Origin of the sequence: Pseudobacter ginsenosidimutans (assembly GCF_007970185.1) — a bacterium.
GTDB classification, from domain to species: Bacteria; Bacteroidota; Bacteroidia; order Chitinophagales; family Chitinophagaceae; genus Pseudobacter; species Pseudobacter ginsenosidimutans.
In genome coordinates this window covers 4,564,518-4,582,704 of the sequence record NZ_CP042431.1, presented here as the reverse complement: position 1 = coordinate 4,582,704, position 18,187 = coordinate 4,564,518, and the positions used below count along the sequence as shown (strand labels likewise).

Genomic DNA, 18,187 nt, shown 5'->3' with positions numbered 1-18,187 from the left:
GAAAATTAATATCCGGCCTGGCGCTGGAGGCTACCGAAACTGAGTTTTCGCAAAACTGGAAAAACCATTAGATTTGATCAATACATATTAACCCGCGTATGAAAAAATTGCTTTCTTCACTAAGCTTACTGATCATTTTGGCATCCTTTACCACTTTTCAGAAACCAGAGAAGATCGTCTTCTTTGGCGATAGTATTACCCAGGCAGGCGTGAATCCCAAAGGCTATATCACTGTGCTGAAGGATATGGTGAAAGCGAAAGGCCTGGAGAATAAATACGATCTCATCGGCGCCGGCATTGGCGGCAATAAAGTATACGATCTCTACCTTCGCCTCGAAGACGATGTACTGGCCAAAGATCCCTCCATCGTTGTGATCTGGGTGGGCGTGAATGACGTATGGCACAAACGCAGCTCCGGTACCGGAACGGATGCCGACAAATTCGAACGCTTCTACAATGCCATCATCAAAAAACTGAAAGCGAAAAATATCAAAGTGCTGCTCTGCACGCCAGCTGCAATCGGCGAGAAAACAGATTACAGTAATGAACTGGATGGGGACCTCAATAAATATGCAACCATCATCCGTAATATCGCAGCAGGCAATAACTGCGAGCTCATCGATCTGAGAAAAGCATTCCTGGATTATAATCTCGTTAATAATAAAGACAACCAGGAAAAAGGTATTCTCACCACTGACAGGGTCCATCTCAACGACGCCGGTAACAAACTGGTGGCGGAAGAAATGTATAAGCACTTAATTAAATAATTCCCAATTACTTAACAGGCAGGCCGGGAACGTTCCAACAACAATCCCGGACCTGCTTTGTTATTGATAAACACCTGCATCGCCCGCGCTGGCTGTTCCGGTTATTCCCGGTGCCCATAGCGGGTTCATACGACCACCAAAAAAATGTAAGTTTGCAGCCATGTACAGGAGCGATCACAAACAAATCCGCATAGCCATCCTCGATCTTTATGAAGGTCAGGCTAACGAGGGTATGCGTTGTATCCGCGAGATCCTGCAGCAGTACGGCATCGCACATCAGCTGGAGATGGTATGGGACGAATTTGAAGTGCGCAAGCTGCAGCAACTTCCCGATCTCAGTTACGACCTCTATATTTCCAGTGGCGGCCCCGGTTCACCTGTTGACAGCGAAGGCAGTGAATGGGAAAACAAATATTTCAACTGGATCAATACCGTACAGGAGTACAATCAACATCCCGGCCATCCGGTGAAAAAACATGTACTCTTCATTTGCCATTCTTTCCAGCTGGCCTGCCGCTATTTCAAAGTGGCAGAAGTAAAAAGAAGAAAAAGCACCGCCTTCGGCGTATTTCCCGTACATATGCTGGATAAAGGACATACAGAGCCGCTCTTCGCGGATCTGCAGGATCCTTTTTATGCAGTGGACAGTCGTGATTTCCAGGTGATCCAGCCTGATCACCAGCGCATCCGCCAGCTCGGCGGCGCCATCCTTGCCATCGAAAAAGAAAGGCCCCATGTTCCGCTGGAACGCGCCATCATGGCCCTGCGCTTCAATGAATACATGGTGGGTACACAGTTCCACCCGGAAGCCGATGCCGCCGGAATGACGATGTACCTGTTGCGGGAAGACAAGAAACGAACCGTGATCAGCAATCATGGCGAAGCCAAATGGAGCTCCATGATCGAGCAACTCAATGATCCCGACAAGATCAGGTACACTTATGCGCATGTACTCCCTAATTTTTTAAGACTGGCTACAGAAGAGCTCGTGGGTATTCCTGCTTAATCAGAAAACCGCCAGTCCGGCGCCTCAAAGGCGAGCGACATATATTGTTCGCCTCCCACGAACACCAGCCTGTATGCACTCTCCCACCGATTCCGTAACTTCCCTTCAAATTCCAGATCATGGTCCCCAGTCTCCGAAAGTCCTATAACAGTGCGTTTACCTCCGAGCGTTACCAACAATTCCTCAAGGAAATGGATAGCGGCTACCCCGGCGCTATCGAGTTCCGCGTGGCAGAAACACCTGTATTCATAAGTAAGGATTTCGCTGCCAAAATGATCGATGCCTGCGAGCGCATCGTTGACCTGATCACAGAGCCATCCTTCAAAGAGCTTACGGAACGCGCCATTCCCGATACGGAGCGGGTGCCGCGTGAAAGTGATCACCCCCATATGATCGCTTTCGATTTCGGCGTCTGCCTGGATGCCAGCGGTCAACCAGAGCCACAGCTCATCGAACTTCAGGGCTTCCCCTCCCTCTACGGTTTCCAGGTGTACATGTCCGAAAAATTCAGGAATAATTTCGACATACCAGCCAACTACAGCCCTTTCCTCAATGGACATACGAAAGCATCCTATATAGATGAATTGAAACAGGTGATACTCGGCGATACGCCCCCGGAGAATGTGATCCTGCTGGAGATCAAACCCGATGAACAGAAAACAAGGATCGATTTTTATTGCACGAAGGATTATCTCGGCATCGAACCGGTTTGCATCACCAAACTGATCCGGGAAGGCCGCTCACTGTATTACATGAAGGACGGTGTCAAAACACGCGTGCTGCGCGTATACAACCGCGTGATATTCGATGATCTGAATGCCCGGAAGGAAAACCTCGGTTCATTCCTGGACATCACGCAGGACCTCGATGTGGAATGGATCACCCATCCCAACTGGTTCTACAGGATCAGCAAATTCACCCTGCCCTTCATACAACATCCCTATGTTCCGGAAAGCTTCTTCCTGAATGAATTGAAACAATTACCCGGGAACCTCGGTGACTATGTATTGAAACCCCTGTTCTCCTTCGCCGGCCAGGGCGTGGTGATAGATGTAACGCAGGAAGATATCGATGCAGTCAAAGATCCGGAGAACTGGATACTGCAAAAGAAAGTACAGTATGCTGACATTGTGGATACTCCCGATATTCCCGCCAAAGTGGAGATACGGATCATGTATCTCTGGAAAGATGGCTGTGACAGGCCCAGGCCTGCTATCAATCTTGCACGCCTCAGTAAAGGCAAGATGATCGGCGTCCGCTACAACAAGGACAAAGAATGGGTAGGCGGCACCGTTAGTTTCATCGAACAATAAAAAAACCACCTGTAAAAACAGGCGGCCTGCATTTAATAGTGCAAATTCACATTATTTTCCTGTCCACCAGTCGGGACGCTCGTCTTCATCTTTTTTACGGGTGATGAAATTGATATTCACCACAAAGTGATCGATCCTGTAAAGCATTTCCAGTTCCACTTTGAAAAGTTTGTAACGATCATCAGCAGTCTGGATCTTGAGCATGCTGATGCTGAAATCCTTTTCTTCTGCGGGGGCTTCATAATCGCCATCGAGAAAATAAACAGAACCATCCACCATTCTCAGCTTACAACCTTTCAGTTGGGTGAACAGCCGGCGGTATTCCTTCGCGGCATCTTCAAATTCCTCTGCCTTGTACATGAATCCCTGGTAAGAGGCCGTGGTGTCCAGACCTGAATGATAGTGTGCTATCACACAGCTCTGTGCTCCCGGCAAATTCACGGTGGAAGCGAATTGCGAGAGCTCTCCTTCCTGCAGTACCAGGTCGCCGGTGAGGTGTTTGTAATTGTAAGGGAAGTCGCCCAGGATCTGTTCAACCGCCTTTCCGAAACCGGGATTGGCGGGATCCTTCTTGAAGAGACTCAATTGCGCATGTGCGGTCACGATAGCCATAACGGCTACCATCAGGGTAGAGATTTTTTTCATTGGGTTAGATTTACCGTACAAGTATACGGCATCTCTCCAATTTATTCACAAGTTATTCACGATTATTTGTCACCGTTAGTAATAACCCATCGTATTCCTACGAAGCCACGGATACCCTGGTTTGGTGCATATACGTAATTGGGATCGAAAGTGAGTAAATACGGATTGGGATCGCCGTTATTTCCGGGATTGATGATAACACCGGTATTATCATCGCGCACAACTTTCTTATCAAACGGATCATGAGCTCGCGCAATCAAAAAAGGGTTGCCTTTCGCCGGCGTCCAGTTGAGCAGGTTCTTTACACCACCATATACCTCGATGCCATGTTTCAGTTTTTTCGTAACCTGGATATTCTGAATGCTCCATGCGGGTGATTTCGGCTTACGCGGATCCAGATCACCAAGCAGGGGCAATAACATCGGCCCATAGATATTGCCAGTATAATCCATGCTCCAGCCGCCCTTCCTGAATGCATAGCTTAACGACCAGTTGCCGGTCCACTTCTCTGTCAGCAGTTGTCGCTTTGTTTCCTTGGCACCCATATCATCATTCTCAGTAATGGTCACATCCATCACAGTGATGCCCAGGTTTGCTTTCAGTCCATTTGTAAAACCCGCCTCTGCATTCACGCTTACGCCTTTCGATACAGAATATCCATCCAGGTTACCATAGATGATCTTATCGGTATTGGTTTCATAATCCGGGATGATGCGATTGGTGAAATGAGTGTACCAGGTGGAGGCATCGAGCGTCAGCCAGAAAGACCGTGTATAGATACGCTTCACGTAATTGAGGTTCACATTGTAGCTGCGTTCTGGCTCAAGCTCATCTTCGATCTCCACTGCCCTGGCACCTGTGAGAGCGGCATGGTCCTCAGTGAACAGGTTCACTACCCTGAAACCAGTTCCTGCATTGAGCCTGATCACATCATTGGAAGATGCGCTCCATTTCCAGGCGATACGCGGCGTGAAGATATTGCCATGCACCGGGTGATGGTCCCATCTGATACCGGCCAGCAATTTGTGATTACTACCGATGCTCAGTTCATCCTGCACGAATATGCCAGGTAGTGGCGTACGGTCCGGCTTATTCTTCATGGTGAAAGTATCGAGAGTGGCCGTGGTATTATCGTCGTAATCTGTATACCTGAATACTGAACCTACCAGCAGATCATGATTGCCCAGTGTTTTATCCCAGGTCAGCTGGCCAAAAGCAACCTGCTGCCTGGCGTTGAAAATGGTATTGCCATACGCAGATCTTTGCACATGCGAATTGTACGACCAGGAGAACATCAGCTTTTCGCTTACTGGTAATTGGTAGTTACCGATCAGCTCAACACGCGAAGTGTAAATACTTTCACCATACAGACTATCTCCGCCTCTGAAACTTTTGTTCCACCGCATATCCCCGCCCCATCTGTCTTCATACACATACCGCGCAGCCAGATTCGCTTGTCTGTTATTCTTCCTTTCAAAGCTGAATTTATTGAAAACCGAGATCCTGTTCTGAAGTGTTACATCGGTAAAGTTATCATCGTTCCTGTCTACCCTGTTGTTGAAATTGAAATAATTCGCCCCCAGCAATCCCGTTATCTTATTGGTGGCCTTGTATTTCACGCCCAGGTCTACATTGTATTCTTTCCAGGAAGTTGCCATAAGGTCAACGGAAACAAGCGGTGCTTTCACCGGGTTCTTGGTGATCACGTTGATAAGCCCTCCGATGGCTTCTGAGCCATACAGTGATGAAGCAGGACCTTTCACCACTTCTATCCTTTCCACCAGTGAATTTGGTATCCCGCTAAGTCCGTATACTGAACCAAGACTGCTCACGATGGGCATTCCATCTATCAACACCATTGTATACGGACCTTCCAGGCCGTTGATATGAATATCACCTGTATTGCACACATTGCAATTGAGTTGCGGCCTAACGCCGTTCACCTGTTGCAGTGCATCGAAAATAGTGGGCGTCGGATTTCTCCTGAAGAATTGCGGCGTATATACTTCCACCGGAACCGGGCTGGCAGTTTTCTGTACAGCTTTCATCGTTCCCGTGACCACTACATCCGTGAGCACCTGTGATGACGCTTCCAGTAAAACAGAAAGATGTGTTCCTGTATACTCAATAGTATCCGTTCTATACCCGATCCTGGACACGATAATTGCCGGGTTTGCAGCCGCCGCCGAAAGGTTAATCAAAAACCTGCCATCATTCCCTGCCAGTGTTTTTTTGCCATTGCAGGCAATCACCGTTCCGGGCAAAGCCTCACCGGTAGCTTTATCCCTTACCGTTCCTGAAATGCTGCTGAACTGGGCCATCGACTGTACACTAACTATTAGCAAAAGCAGCAAACTGGTCAACTGTTTCATGTGGTTCTATCTTGATGAGTTTAAATTTATTTTTAGACTTGTCTAAATTATGATTTAGCCAAATATAACCTTATTCTTCAGAAGTCGAAAAATATTTTTAAGCCTCACATAAAGCACTGATCTTGAATACAGCTTCCTGAAATCAAGCATCGAAAATTGAGAAATCAAAAACGAAAATCAGGAATCAGGAATCAGGAATCAGGAGCCAACAACAATGAATCAAGAACGAAGAACATACCAAAGCTTAAAAAACACCAAACCATCAAATATGCAAAAAACCAGCCCTCCGGCTGGTTTCAAAGTATCAGACTAACAAACAAAAATGGACTAACAAAATTCAGAAAAACAAAAAATTACAACAATTGGGGCCTTTATCCTTACCATATTGAAGTGGCCTGTTTATATTTCCAATGATGCACATAGAACAAAACTGTTGCACCCGCGGACCATCAGCCGGCGAGGGGTGATGCAATACTGGCCTTGCAAACGTAAGCGAAGGAGCTCAACCTTGTTCCACCGCCCCATCTCATTATGTCAAGGCCCATCCATATTCTCCCGTGCCGGTTCGTTTCACAGCCAGTATTGCGCACCCCGAGTAAGGCCAGGCACTCCGGGCAAGGCCAACCTACCTCATCAACCCCGGACTAACCCTAATGAATACCTGATAAGCCCAGGGATTACTTCCATACAACCCTTCCAGCGGTTTCTCCGGCATATACAAAGTTGCCTGCGTTCCTGCTGAAAAATCAGTTTTACCGATCGAGAAGATCTTCCTGTTCAGTCCCAATGTTATTGCGCTCACCGGGAATTTACCATCATGACCGAAAGTATGTTCATCCAGCGCCAGTTCTTCTGTTGATTTTTCTACAAATTCATATTTGCCGTAGATCGCATTTTTCTTCCAGCTGAGAGCGGATTCTGCGAGGAAGGAATGTTCCTGGTGATTCTTATCTACACGATTATAACCCCAAACTATAGCCGAGTTCAGCATGGCATTGTTCCCGAATCTTTTAGCATGAATGATGCTGGCTGTGGTTCTTTTAATGTCTTCTGCAGGATGCAGTGGTTCAGGACTTTTCACGAATCCCTGCGATACCTGCAGGCTGAGCTCTTTGGTGGGATTATAACTGAGTCGTACGGCCCATGAATCGAATCTCATCTTATCGAAATTATACCTGTCTTCATCTGGTTCCCGGCCTGTGAAGCTGGAGCCTTCGATCTTGAAATTCCTGTATCGGACGCCGAAGGTGGCTACGCCGAAAGTGATATGTGTGGCATCCTGCCAGTGGTGGCCGAGTGGAGCATCGGGATTATACAGACTGGATGGACGGTGCATGAAAGCAGTCCCACCCAGTGCGGGTTCTCCCGGATAACCGAAATAACCGAATACGTCGAGATCTTTATTGATGGCGTGAGAGTAGCCAACGGATAATTCTGCAAAGAGGTCATGCGGGTGCTGGCGGTCTACCAGTGGTTTTCCTTTCCAGGTTTCGCCGGACTGAAACAGCAATGGGTAGCCATTGCCGCCCATGATGGGTCTGTCCAAAGAGATCATGGCGCTGAAGCGGAACAATCCTTTTTTACCGACAGCCGTTTGCCCCATGCCCATCACCCAGTTGGGAGCATCGAACTTGTGCGCACCGCGATTTCCGGACCTGGCGATATCCTGGTTATTGTAACGCAGGAAGAGGTTGCCATGGATCATATACATCCATTTCTTTGAATGCAGCATGTAACCATACATCGGCGCTTCATCGGGAAGCCAGGCAGTACCTGAGCCATTGCGGTTCATTTGCAGGTTCCTGCTGAAAGCGTGCGACATAATGGGCCCACCCTCCTGCATCTTCGCATGATCATGGTGCATATCATCCATTTTGTCCGGTGATTTTTTTGCCGGAACGGTATCGCGTTTCGTTTCCATTTTGTGGTGCTCATGCTGTGCGGTGGCGTTCATCACCAACAGGCTGAACAATGCTATCGGTAAGATCTTTTTCATATTCGGTCCTTTTCGGTTAGTCCTGATAGTAATACTTAATGAGGTTCGCTGAATTCAGAGATCTGGTAATTGCCATACTGTTTCAGCGCTTCCTGTAATGCGGTTGTATCTACATGTTTGTCCATAGTCACCACGGCCTGGGGCGCTTCTTTTTTTACGTCTGCGCTGATGATGCCGGGAACGGATTCGATGGCGCGTTTAACATTGGTGATGCAGCCTCCGCAAGTAACTCCTGTAACGTTATACTGATGTGTCATACAAAAATGATTTAATGATACAAAGCTACTGCGGTCAACAAGGGATCATTTGCAGAATTAGGGATGTGTTTTATATTTAAAAAGATAGTTTAAACAAGCTTATAAACAAGCCGCCTCATAGTGATGCGCATGATGCGCATCACTATGAGGCGGGGTCAATAATATACGATCCTGAATTACTCTTCGTTCACACCATCCAGTGGTTTCCGTTTCTCTCCGCGCAATTGCTTGAAATGACTGGGGGTTAGTCCGGTCACTTTTTTGAACTGGCTGCTCAAATGCGCCACACTGCTGTAGCCCAGGTCATACGCGATCTGCGTAAGGCTCATTTCATCATACACCAGCAATTCCTTTGCCCGCTCGATCTTTTGCAGGATGAAAAATTGTTCGATGGTGATGCCTTCCACTTCGGAGAAGAGTTTACTCAACGAGGAATAATCGCGGTGCAGGGTGGACGATAAATAATCCGACAGATTGATCTTCTCCAGTTTATCGGGTTCCTGCACCAGGCCGATAAGTGTGGTCTTCATGATCTCGATGAGCTGTGATGACCGGTCTCCGATCAGCTCAAATCCGAATTCTTCCAGTTTCTTTTCGATATCATCCATCTGCTCCGGTGTGGCTTCATTCTGAAGCTCCACTTCGCCCAGTCTCATCACCATAACATTATGGCCCAGTTTTTCCAGTTCATTTTTCACCACCCATTTGCAGCGGTTACAAACCATATTCTTGATGTGCAGCAACATAGTTCAATCATTTTAGAATTTCTTCCATTTAAGTCTGAGACTGTTCCCGATCACACTCACAGAACTCAGCGCCATAGCGGCTCCTGCAATCATCGGGTTGAGCAGGAAACCATTCACCGGATACAGTACGCCTGCGGCAAGCGGAATACCGATCAGGTTGTATATAAAGGCCCAGAACAGGTTTTGTCGTATAGCCCTCACCGTGCTCCTGCTCAGCGCCAGCGCTTTTGGGATCTGTTGCAGGTCTGAAGAGATCAGGCTCATACCGGCGGTATCGATGGCTATATCTGATCCTTTTCCCATGGCGATGCTAATATCTGCCTGCGCCAGGGCCTGTGAATCGTTGATCCCATCTCCTACCATCGCTACGATCCTGCCCTGGTCCTGCAATGATTTCACGAATGCAGCTTTATCAGCAGGCAATGCTTCGGCTTTGAAGTGCTGAATGCCCACCTGTGCGGCTACGGCGGCAGCTGTCTGCTGGTTATCGCCGGTGAACATGTACACATCGATTCCCATCTTCTTCAAAGCTTCTACAGCTTTGGCCGAGCCGGGCTTCACTTCATCTGCAATGGCGATCACTGCCAGCACTTCATTGTCCTGCGCAAAACAGATCACTGTTTTGGCGGCAGCGGCCCATTTGCCGGCAGCCTCCTGCAGATCGGCGGGGATATTCATCTTATCTTCCAATGCCATTTTATAGCTTCCTGCCTTGTAGCCGATATTACCAGCCTTTACGCTGATCCCCTTACCCGTAATGCTTTCGAAAGAGCTCAGTTTAACGGGAACGGCATTGCGTTCCTTCAGATATTGTACAACAGCCGTTGCGAGCGGATGTTCGGATTGTTGTTCTGCGGCCAGCAGAATGCCTTCCAGTTCTGACTGCAGATGCCTGGCCGATGCTTTCCACAAGGTATCGGTCACCACAGGTTTACCGGCTGTGATGGTGCCGGTCTTATCCAGCACGATGGCATTCACTTTATGGCCCAGCTCCAGGCTTTCCGCATCGCGGATCAGGATACCCTGTTCGGCTCCCTTGCCCACTCCCACCATAATGGCGGTTGGTGTAGCCAGTCCTAACGCACAGGGACAAGCGATCACCAGTACGGTCACCATCGCCAGTAATCCATGGGTAACGGCATTGTTACCACCAGCCAGCACCCAGACCAGGAAGGCCAGGATAGCGATCCCGATCACCACCGGCACAAAGATACCAGCGATCTTATCCACCAGTTTTTGTACAGGCGCTTTGGAGCCCTGTGCTTCCTGCACCATCCGGATGATATTGGCCAGCATGGTTTCACTGCCTACCTTATCGGCGCGGAAACGGAAGCTTCCCTTCTGATTGATGGTGCCTGCAAAAACGGGAACGCCTTTGGTCTTGTGTACGGCAACGGGCTCACCGGAGATCATGGATTCATCTACATAGGATTCTCCTTCTTCCACTACACCGTCCACAGGGATCTTCTCTCCTGAACGGACCAGGATGATATCACCGGGCTGCACCTGTGCTGCCAGCAGTTCAACTGGTTCACCGTCTTTGATCACCCAGACAGTTTTGGGTTGCAATCCGATCAGTTTCTTGATGGCGGCGCTGGTATTGCTCTTGGCTCTTTGTTCCAGCAGTTTGCCCACCATGATGAATACGATCACCACAGCGGCAGCTTCGAAGTACACGTGCGGATGCAAACCTCTGCTATGCCAGAAACCCGGGTTCAGCGTATTGAAAACACTGAACAGGTAAGCGATACCGGTACTCAGCGCCACCAGGGTATCCATATTCGCTTTGCCCATACGTGCCTGCTTCCACGCATTGATATAAAAAGAACTACCGAAAACGAACAATACCGGTGTGGTCAATGCCCACATGATATAGTTGCCGTATTGCATATCCATGAAGAACATACCTATAACGGCCACGGGTAAGGTAAGTAAAGCAGCCGCGATGGTTTTCCTTTGCAACTGCTTATATGCCGATGCCTGGAGTTCGGCCTGTTTCTCCGTGGCATTTTCTTCGTCAATGATCAGGTCGTATCCGATACTACGGATCACCTGTTGCATGGCGCTGGTATTCGTTTTTGAAGGATCGAACAACACACGCACTGATTGTGTGGCAAAATTCACTCCTGCTTCCCGGATGCCTTCCGTAGCGGCGAGCATCGATTCTACGCTCACAGCGCAGGCGGCACAGCTCATGCCGGTTACAGGGATCGTTTTGCTGATAAGGGACTTGGTAGCGGTTTCCATGATAATAAATTGATGTTACAAAGTTATCACGCACCGCTACCAGGCCTGTTACACAATTACAGGAACAGTTTATAGAATTGTGTACTAACGTTTCTTTTTCAGCGCATTAAGGAACACATACTCAAAGCTTAGCTGCAACCGGTTCTGCGCCATCCGGTTCATATCGCTGTTCAGCTGGATGCGGTATCCTGCATTCAGCTTGGCAGTACTGTTGAAGATGAACTGAATGGCCGGAGCGAAATCCACGTAGAATTTCTTATTGTCAAGGGTCTGCTGTCCCAGCAATTCCGCGTATAGGTTCACGTTAGTCTGCTTATAACTCGTATAATGCCGGGGCAATAACAGGTAGCCGGCAGACAATGAATAATTGAATGCCTGTTCCGGGAATTTTTCCATACCCACATGATGCAGTGGCGGCTGGCTTTGTATCACCTGCAGGTAACCCAGGGTGGTTGAAACGGCCAGTTTGTCCCAGAGCTGTGTGAGGATCACACCGCCCTGGATGCCGCTCTGGTCCCCTTCAAGACTGAGCTCATCGTACATCATCTCGTTACGGCTGTAGGATGCTTCGGCAAAAGCCGCCATGCGGAAATGCCTGTGCACATCATCGTTGGAGAGGAAGCGATACTTGGTGTACAGTTTTGCACTTTCCCAGCGTAGATTGCTGGAATACATATCAGACATGGTGGTGGAAGCGCGCAGCATCCATTCCTTGCTCAGCCCCAGCATTACTTCCGGCATATGCCTTTGCTCAATGCGATCATTATGCGAAGACTTCAGGAACTTCCCGGAATACTTCACGCTCACCGACTTTGCCGGCACATTGGAGGCAGGTTCTGAGAAAACATATAGCTCCTGCGCGGTAAGTACATAACCCGTCATGAGCAGTAATGCCCCTATAAAAAATTGCTTCATTCGTCAGTCTTAGATGGTTACATGATAGATCCGGCTATTGGCGCTGATGCCGTCTTTGGTGCAGCAGGCAGCAGCTTTTCCGGTTTGAACACAACTCATTTTAGTGGCAGCGCTGATCTTCTTGAATTCTTTGGAGCCCATGAAATCTTTGTCTGCCAGCACAATGGTTTTTTCACCATCCAGGGTCTGGGGTTTGATATTGAGGAAATGATAGTTCTTGCCACCGATCTGAACATGCGTATCGTTTTCCACTTTTACATTGTTGAAATTGCCGGTGGCGGAGAGTTTGGCTACAGAGAAGCCTGCGTCTTCCACGGCATTTTTCAGTTGGTCGAAATCTGCATTGCTTCCTTCTTTGAAATTGATGATGAAGCTGGATGTTTTGATGTCTACATCCACATCTTTCACAAAGGGAAGTTGTTCCAGTGAAGTGTTGATGGCCTTGGTACACATGGCGCAGGTAAGTCCTGCTGCCTGAAGGGATGCACTCTTAAACTGAGCCATACCGGCAAAACCGAGCAGTGTGGCCACTGCCAGGACAAATATCTTTTTCATAAATGCTGTTTTAGTAAAATGATAAGAATGGACTAGTGATGCTTTTTGGGAGCTTCACCGGTCTTATGGCCTTCTTTGGTGCAGGTGGCGTCTTTTTTGTCGCCGTCCTTGCAACAAGCCTTATCACTTCCTTCGCAGCAGCTTTTCGCTTCTTCCTTTACGTTAGCAGTTTCCTTGCGGTCGTATTTGCAGCAGCCATGAAGTTTATCGTATGCTTCATTGCTGGCAGTGAGATCCTGTGTATCGTATCCTGAAGCGGCAATGGATTGCTGGATCTTTTTACCGTTGGTGGATTTTGCATTGTATGCTACAGTGAGCACTTTGGTATCGGTATTCCAGTCGGCAGTTTTGGCGCCGGCAGTGAGAGCGGATTTCTCGATCACTTTTTTACACATACCGCAATTGCCCCAAACTTTGATGGTATCTTTTTTCAGACCGGATTGCGCGTTAACGGTGAAGGCTGCGAACAAAATAAAAACTGACAGAAAGATAGATTGTGCTTTCATAAAAATTAAAATAGAAAATGATAAAAGTTGTTTTCAAACAAAGAATAGATATGTCCGAATTACAGCCTTCTATCAGATCAGGAAAACACAATGATGGAGATAATGCGAATTGGAATACTGATCCGGGGGATCCTCGTAAGTAAATGCAGTGGTAACAGGTTTTGCCGGAGCGGGATCGATCCATACGATCTCATCGGGAATGATGCTCACCGGCATCTGGAATGAAGGGAGATCTGCGGGAATGGACTGGTGCTCATCGTCCACTTTCACCAGGTTGTATTCGGTATGACAACAACCTTCTTTTTCACCGGTCATGCCGCATTTGCCACAGACATCGTGATCATCATAGCCGTATTCCACACTGGCGATATGCCCCATGCAGTAATGCACGTTCACGATCACACCGGAGGTGAGGGTGATATACAGAATGGCTAATATGGCTACAAATGCCTTTTTCATTCCAAACAAAAATAGGAGGTATTTTCCTATTCTGAAAGCCCCAAATTCAAATGACTGATTTTTAACAGCTTGTTTAGTTCACAAATGCCCAGAAGATCCCCACCCTGAATTGCATGCCGGGATAAGGATAATTGAGGGTTGGAACATTGTTATTGGTAAAACTTCCGGTGGAAGGATCGAGGGCATTGAGGTTTTCCACGCGCACATAAGCGGTGAAGGTCTTGATCCGGAAATGCAGGTAAGCGCCGATGTCCGGCATTTCGAGTTTCACTTTTGCACTATCCTGGAAAGTATACTGCCCTTTGATGGGAGAATATTGATCTGCATAATATGGAGTGAAATAGCGGACTTCGAGGCCAACACTCATTTCGAGATTCTTGAATCCAAGATTGCCATCGTATCCGATCTGGTTGCGGGTAGTGAAGAGTGGCATGTTAACAGGACCATCGCCTGCACGCTGCTGGAACACGGCCCAGGTTCTCCAGTTCCATCGTTTGCCCAGACTGAATTGCTTCTGCGCCGTTACCTGCAAAATATTGAATGGATTACTTTCCTGGTCTGCCACATGCAAGCTTCTGAAATAAGCCAGGTTGGAGATCAGGTAATAGTTTCCGCTCAATTTCATTTTGAGACTGGGAACATCCACAGCCGCGAATATGTTTGTGATGTTTTCCTTGCTGAGTGTTTGTGCCGGATCAAACCAGAATCCGCTGTAGGGATCGAATACAAAGGAAGGCGTCCGGTTGGTGTTCTGGAATCCGACCTGCAGATAACCGATCTTCTTGCTGAGCAAACGTTGCAGGCTCAGGTAAGCGGTATAATCGCCGGAGTTCATTCCATTCACATAAAGATTCCCGAAGGCTTCGATATCCCATTTCTGATTGCGCGTTTTATTACGGTATTCTCCGTGCAGGAAGATATTATTGTCCTTGATCCTTGCTTTTTGAAAATCCCTGTATTGCGAACTGAATTCGAGGTTTTGATAAGTTGCGCCTACCTTGATGAATTGTTGCGGGTTCTTTGCATCGGGGAACTGGTACAGCGAGAAATCATTGCTGAGCACTTTCCAGAAATCCTGTGCGAAGAAGGGTCCCCTGCTGCCTCCGAAATTGATATCGTAATTGCTCTTGTAGTAAGCACTGTCGCCATCCGCATCCCTGAAGCGGTACTTGTATGTATTGTAGCTGATGCTATGTTCCAGTCGCAGCCTGGGATAGAACAACTGTATGACGTTGGAGTCTGTTACGATGGAATCTTTTTGTCCCAGGTCATACTGCTGCCGCATCATGTAAGCGCCGGTGGTATAAAAAGAACCTGTTTGTATAGACGAAGTAAAGAAGTTCCTGCTGCCCGGCTGGTCTACGCCGAGGAAAGTGGGAATGGAGGATCTTTCATTGTAGGTGGCAGTATCGAGCATCTTCGTATTGATACCACCGTTCTCTCCTGCCTGCAATTTATTCCCCACTACCACCACAAAATTCTGGTAGCGTTTGTTCTTGCTTTGGTACCAGCTATGGAACCTGTAATTGTTATGGTTGGTGCTCTGGTTCTGAAATGTACCGGGTGAATTGATCAGTCTGTATTGAAAGCCCGCATTCCAGTTGGGGCGAAGGTTCTGCGTATGTGTAAGATTGATGTATTGCTCTGCCCTGCTACCAAGTACATAAGCAACTTCGGAAAAGGGCCTGGTGGTGGTATAGAATTTTGTTTCCTCCACATTCCAGAGGTAGAGATCGAGATTATGGAAACCTGGATCAAGACCGGGTTTCATGATGGGTGAATAGATCAGGTTCCTGGCAGCTGTTCCGAGGTTGCCGAGGTTGATATAGTTCCAGGGCTGGGGAAACCTTCCGCCGAAATCAGTCAGAGAAGAATCGAAGCTGCGCAGCCTGCTGGAGTCGAGATAACGGTAACGGATAGTGATGGAATCTTCCAAACCTGTACGGTGCGCCAGTGAATCAGCTGTTCCACCGCCGCCACCAATGCCACGCATGCCCTGCAGCCTGCGGAAAGGATCCTGTGCAGTGGCATTATTCATGATACCTGTCAACAATAAAATTGTTGCTATGAATAAATATCTCTTTGTCAAAATAATTGCCGGATTAACGGCCGGAAAATTAGTGATTAATATTATGATGCTATTGAACCTTCGCTTCATTCTTTGCCAATTAACAGAAAGTTTGCGCTTCATGGCGCTGTTGCCGGTTGCTCTACAGTTTTTCGATCAGCTTTGTAAAGAGTGTTGTCAGTTTCGGTTCTGCTTCGGCCGCTGCCTGTAATACTTCTTCGTGGGTAATCACATTATCTTCTTCTCTAATACCCAGGTCTGTGATCACACTCACGGCAGCCACTTTCATACCCATATGGTTAGCCGTAATTACTTCCTGCACGGTGCTCATGCCTACTGCATCGCCGCCGAGGCGGTTGATCATGAGGTATTCTGCGCGGGTCTCGAATGTTGGTCCGGTCACACCGAAGTAAACACCCTGTTGCAGTTTGATGCCGCTTCCGGCAGCTATTTCTTTCATGGATTTGATGAGTTCCTTATTGTATGGCTCGCTCATATCAGGAAAACGTGGTCCCAGCTGGCTTTCGTTCTTTCCCAGCAGCGGATTCACCACAGCGAAGCTAATATGGTCAGTGATCGCCATCAGGTCGCCCACTGCAAATCCCGGGTTCACACCACCGGCTGCATTGGAAACGAGCAGGGTTTCCACCCCAAGGAATTTCATCAGCCTCACCGGGAATACCACCTGTTCTGCGGAATATCCTTCATAAAAATGGAAACGGCCAGCCATGGCCACTACCTTTTTGCCGGCCACGGTTCCGAAAATGAGACGTCCGCGATGGCCTTCCACAGTTGAAACAGGAAAATTCGGGATGGCTTCGTAGGGTATCTCCAGTTCGGACCGGATATGGGCGGCAAAATTGCCCAAACCGCTGCCCAGTATGATACCGATGGCAGGAACATGAGGGTACACACCACGCAGAAATGCGGTTGTTTCTTCCAGTTGCCGGATGATGTTACTCATAGATGCGCAAATATAGCTCACTATTCCTCTCGCAACTATTGTTCGTTTTTCCTATTTTCGCCAAAAATTTCCCCGCATGAATCTCCATGAGTACCAGGCGAAAGAATTACTGAAAAAATACAATGTGCCTGTTCAGGAAGGAATTCCGGTAGACAGGGCAGATGCAGCAGAAGAAGCCTACAAAAATCTGAAAGTACAATTCGGCAATAACTTCGCCGTGGTGAAAGCACAGATCCACGCCGGGGGCCGCGGAAAAGGTAAGATCCAGGGCAGCGAACAACGCGGTGTAGCCGTGGGTAAGAGCGCTGAGGAGATCAAACAGATCGCCAGCAATATCCTGGGCGGCACACTGGTAACCATCCAGACCGGACCCGCCGGCAAACTGGTGAACAAGGTACTGGTGGCGCAAGATGTATATTATCCCGGACCTAATCCCGTAAAAGAATTCTACCTCTCTATCCTGCTCGACCGCGGAAGAGGTCAGAATGTGATCATGTACAGCACTGAAGGTGGTATGGACATTGAGGAAGTGGCCCATAACACGCCAGACAAGATCTTCAAAGAGTGGGTACATGCCAGTGGCGGCCTTCTCCCCTTCCAGGCGCGTAAGATCGCATTCAACCTGGGACTGAAAGGCGAAGCCTTCAAGAACTGCGTGAAATTTGTGACCAATCTTTACAATGCATATGTTGGACTGGATTGCAGCATGCTCGAGATCAACCCGCTGTTCAAAACATCAGACGAGAAGATCATCGCAGTTGACTGTAAGATGAACCTGGACGACAACTCCCTGATGCGTCACCCAGACCTGGAAGCACTCCGCGATATCAGCGAAGAAGATCCCACAGAAGTGGAAGCAGGTAAATACAACCTGAACTTCGTGAAGCTGGACGGTAACGTAGGTTGCATGGTGAACGGCGCTGGTCTGGCCATGGCCACTATGGACATGATCAAACTCAGCGGTGGCGAGCCTGCCAACTTCCTGGACGTAGGCGGTACTGCCAACGCTACCACAGTAGAAGCCGGCTTCCGCATCATCCTGAAAGACCCCAAAGTAAAAGCGATCCTCATCAATATCTTTGGTGGTATCGTGCGTTGCGACAGGGTTGCACAGGGTGTGATCGACGCGTACAAATCCATCGGCAATATCGAAGTGCCCATCATTGTACGTCTTCAGGGAACCAATGCAGAAGAAGCCAAGAAACTCATCGAAGAAAGCGGCCTGAAAGTTCAGTCTGCCATCCTCCTGAGTGAAGCAGCTGCACTGGTGAACAAAGCCGTAGCTTAATCATGATCAATATCAAAATCAGTATAAAAAAACAGGCGCCTGCAACGGCGCCTGTTTTTTTATGGTCAGTCATCAAACCCTGC

The 18,187-nt window shown here is 48.2% G+C and carries 16 protein-coding genes; 4 read left to right on the top strand and 12 right to left on the bottom strand.

Going from position 1 to position 18,187, the window contains the following annotated elements; genetic code table 11:
* The first annotated feature begins 98 nt into the window (after window positions 1–98).
* The 3 genes from FSB84_RS18075 to FSB84_RS18065 all read left to right on the top strand — a co-directional run bounded on the left by FSB84_RS18075 (window position 99) and on the right by FSB84_RS18065 (window position 3,086).
* Window positions 99–767 (top strand): SGNH/GDSL hydrolase family protein, encoded by a 669-nt coding sequence (locus tag FSB84_RS18075; RefSeq protein ID WP_130539316.1) that lies wholly within the window; start codon window positions 99–101, stop codon window positions 765–767.
* 160 nt (window positions 768–927) lie between these two features.
* The gene (locus tag FSB84_RS18070; protein ID WP_130539315.1) at window positions 928–1,773 is read left to right on the top strand and encodes a type 1 glutamine amidotransferase; all 846 of its coding nucleotides are present in this window, start codon (window positions 928–930) and stop codon (window positions 1,771–1,773) included.
* 119 nt (window positions 1,774–1,892) lie between these two features.
* Complete coding sequence (locus FSB84_RS18065) at window positions 1,893–3,086, top strand: hypothetical protein (protein WP_130539314.1); 1,194 nt, start codon at window positions 1,893–1,895, stop codon at window positions 3,084–3,086.
* Window positions 3,087–3,137: 51 nt separating this feature from the next.
* Here FSB84_RS18065 and FSB84_RS18060 read toward each other — a convergent pair whose 3' ends face one another.
* The 12 genes from FSB84_RS18060 to FSB84_RS18005 all read right to left on the bottom strand — a co-directional run bounded on the left by FSB84_RS18060 (window position 3,138) and on the right by FSB84_RS18005 (window position 16,816).
* Window positions 3,138–3,731 (bottom strand): hypothetical protein, encoded by a 594-nt coding sequence (locus tag FSB84_RS18060; protein ID WP_130539313.1) that lies wholly within the window; start codon window positions 3,729–3,731, stop codon window positions 3,138–3,140.
* Window positions 3,732–3,793: 62 nt separating this feature from the next.
* Window positions 3,794–6,103: a TonB-dependent receptor gene (locus FSB84_RS18055; protein WP_130539312.1), complete on the bottom strand. Its 2,310-nt coding sequence runs from the start codon at window positions 6,101–6,103 to the stop codon at window positions 3,794–3,796.
* Between the two features lie 625 nt (window positions 6,104–6,728).
* Window positions 6,729–8,099 (bottom strand): hypothetical protein, encoded by a 1,371-nt coding sequence (locus FSB84_RS18050; protein WP_130539311.1) that lies wholly within the window; start codon window positions 8,097–8,099, stop codon window positions 6,729–6,731.
* Window positions 8,100–8,134: 35 nt separating this feature from the next.
* Window positions 8,135–8,356, bottom strand: coding sequence for a heavy-metal-associated domain-containing protein (locus tag FSB84_RS18045; RefSeq protein WP_130539310.1), 222 nt, complete (start codon window positions 8,354–8,356; stop codon window positions 8,135–8,137).
* A gap of 176 nt (window positions 8,357–8,532) precedes the next feature.
* Window positions 8,533–9,102, bottom strand: a complete 570-nt coding sequence (locus tag FSB84_RS18040; RefSeq protein WP_130539309.1) for a helix-turn-helix domain-containing protein — start codon at window positions 9,100–9,102, stop codon at window positions 8,533–8,535.
* A gap of 12 nt (window positions 9,103–9,114) precedes the next feature.
* Window positions 9,115–11,349 (bottom strand): heavy metal translocating P-type ATPase, encoded by a 2,235-nt coding sequence (locus FSB84_RS18035; protein WP_130539308.1) that lies wholly within the window; start codon window positions 11,347–11,349, stop codon window positions 9,115–9,117.
* Between the two features lie 84 nt (window positions 11,350–11,433).
* Window positions 11,434–12,264 (bottom strand): hypothetical protein, encoded by an 831-nt coding sequence (locus FSB84_RS18030; RefSeq protein ID WP_130539307.1) that lies wholly within the window; start codon window positions 12,262–12,264, stop codon window positions 11,434–11,436.
* A gap of 9 nt (window positions 12,265–12,273) precedes the next feature.
* Complete coding sequence (locus FSB84_RS18025; RefSeq protein ID WP_130539306.1) at window positions 12,274–12,819, bottom strand: heavy-metal-associated domain-containing protein; 546 nt, start codon at window positions 12,817–12,819, stop codon at window positions 12,274–12,276.
* Window positions 12,820–12,851: 32 nt separating this feature from the next.
* A complete protein-coding gene (locus FSB84_RS30805) occupies window positions 12,852–13,325 on the bottom strand; it encodes a heavy-metal-associated domain-containing protein (protein WP_192909877.1) in 474 nt (157 codons plus the stop codon).
* Window positions 13,326–13,397: 72 nt separating this feature from the next.
* Window positions 13,398–13,784, bottom strand: coding sequence for an HYC_CC_PP family protein (locus FSB84_RS18015; protein WP_130539305.1), 387 nt, complete (start codon window positions 13,782–13,784; stop codon window positions 13,398–13,400).
* 73 nt (window positions 13,785–13,857) lie between these two features.
* The gene (locus tag FSB84_RS18010) at window positions 13,858–15,873 is read right to left on the bottom strand and encodes a putative porin (protein ID WP_225979816.1); all 2,016 of its coding nucleotides are present in this window, start codon (window positions 15,871–15,873) and stop codon (window positions 13,858–13,860) included.
* 121 nt (window positions 15,874–15,994) lie between these two features.
* Complete coding sequence (locus FSB84_RS18005) at window positions 15,995–16,816, bottom strand: purine-nucleoside phosphorylase (protein ID WP_130539303.1); 822 nt, start codon at window positions 16,814–16,816, stop codon at window positions 15,995–15,997.
* Window positions 16,817–16,892: 76 nt separating this feature from the next.
* Here FSB84_RS18005 and sucC point away from each other — a divergent pair, with 76 nt between their 5' ends.
* Window positions 16,893–18,104: an ADP-forming succinate--CoA ligase subunit beta gene (gene sucC / locus FSB84_RS18000; RefSeq protein WP_130539302.1), complete on the top strand. Its 1,212-nt coding sequence runs from the start codon at window positions 16,893–16,895 to the stop codon at window positions 18,102–18,104.
* Window positions 18,105–18,187: the final 83 nt, after the last annotated feature.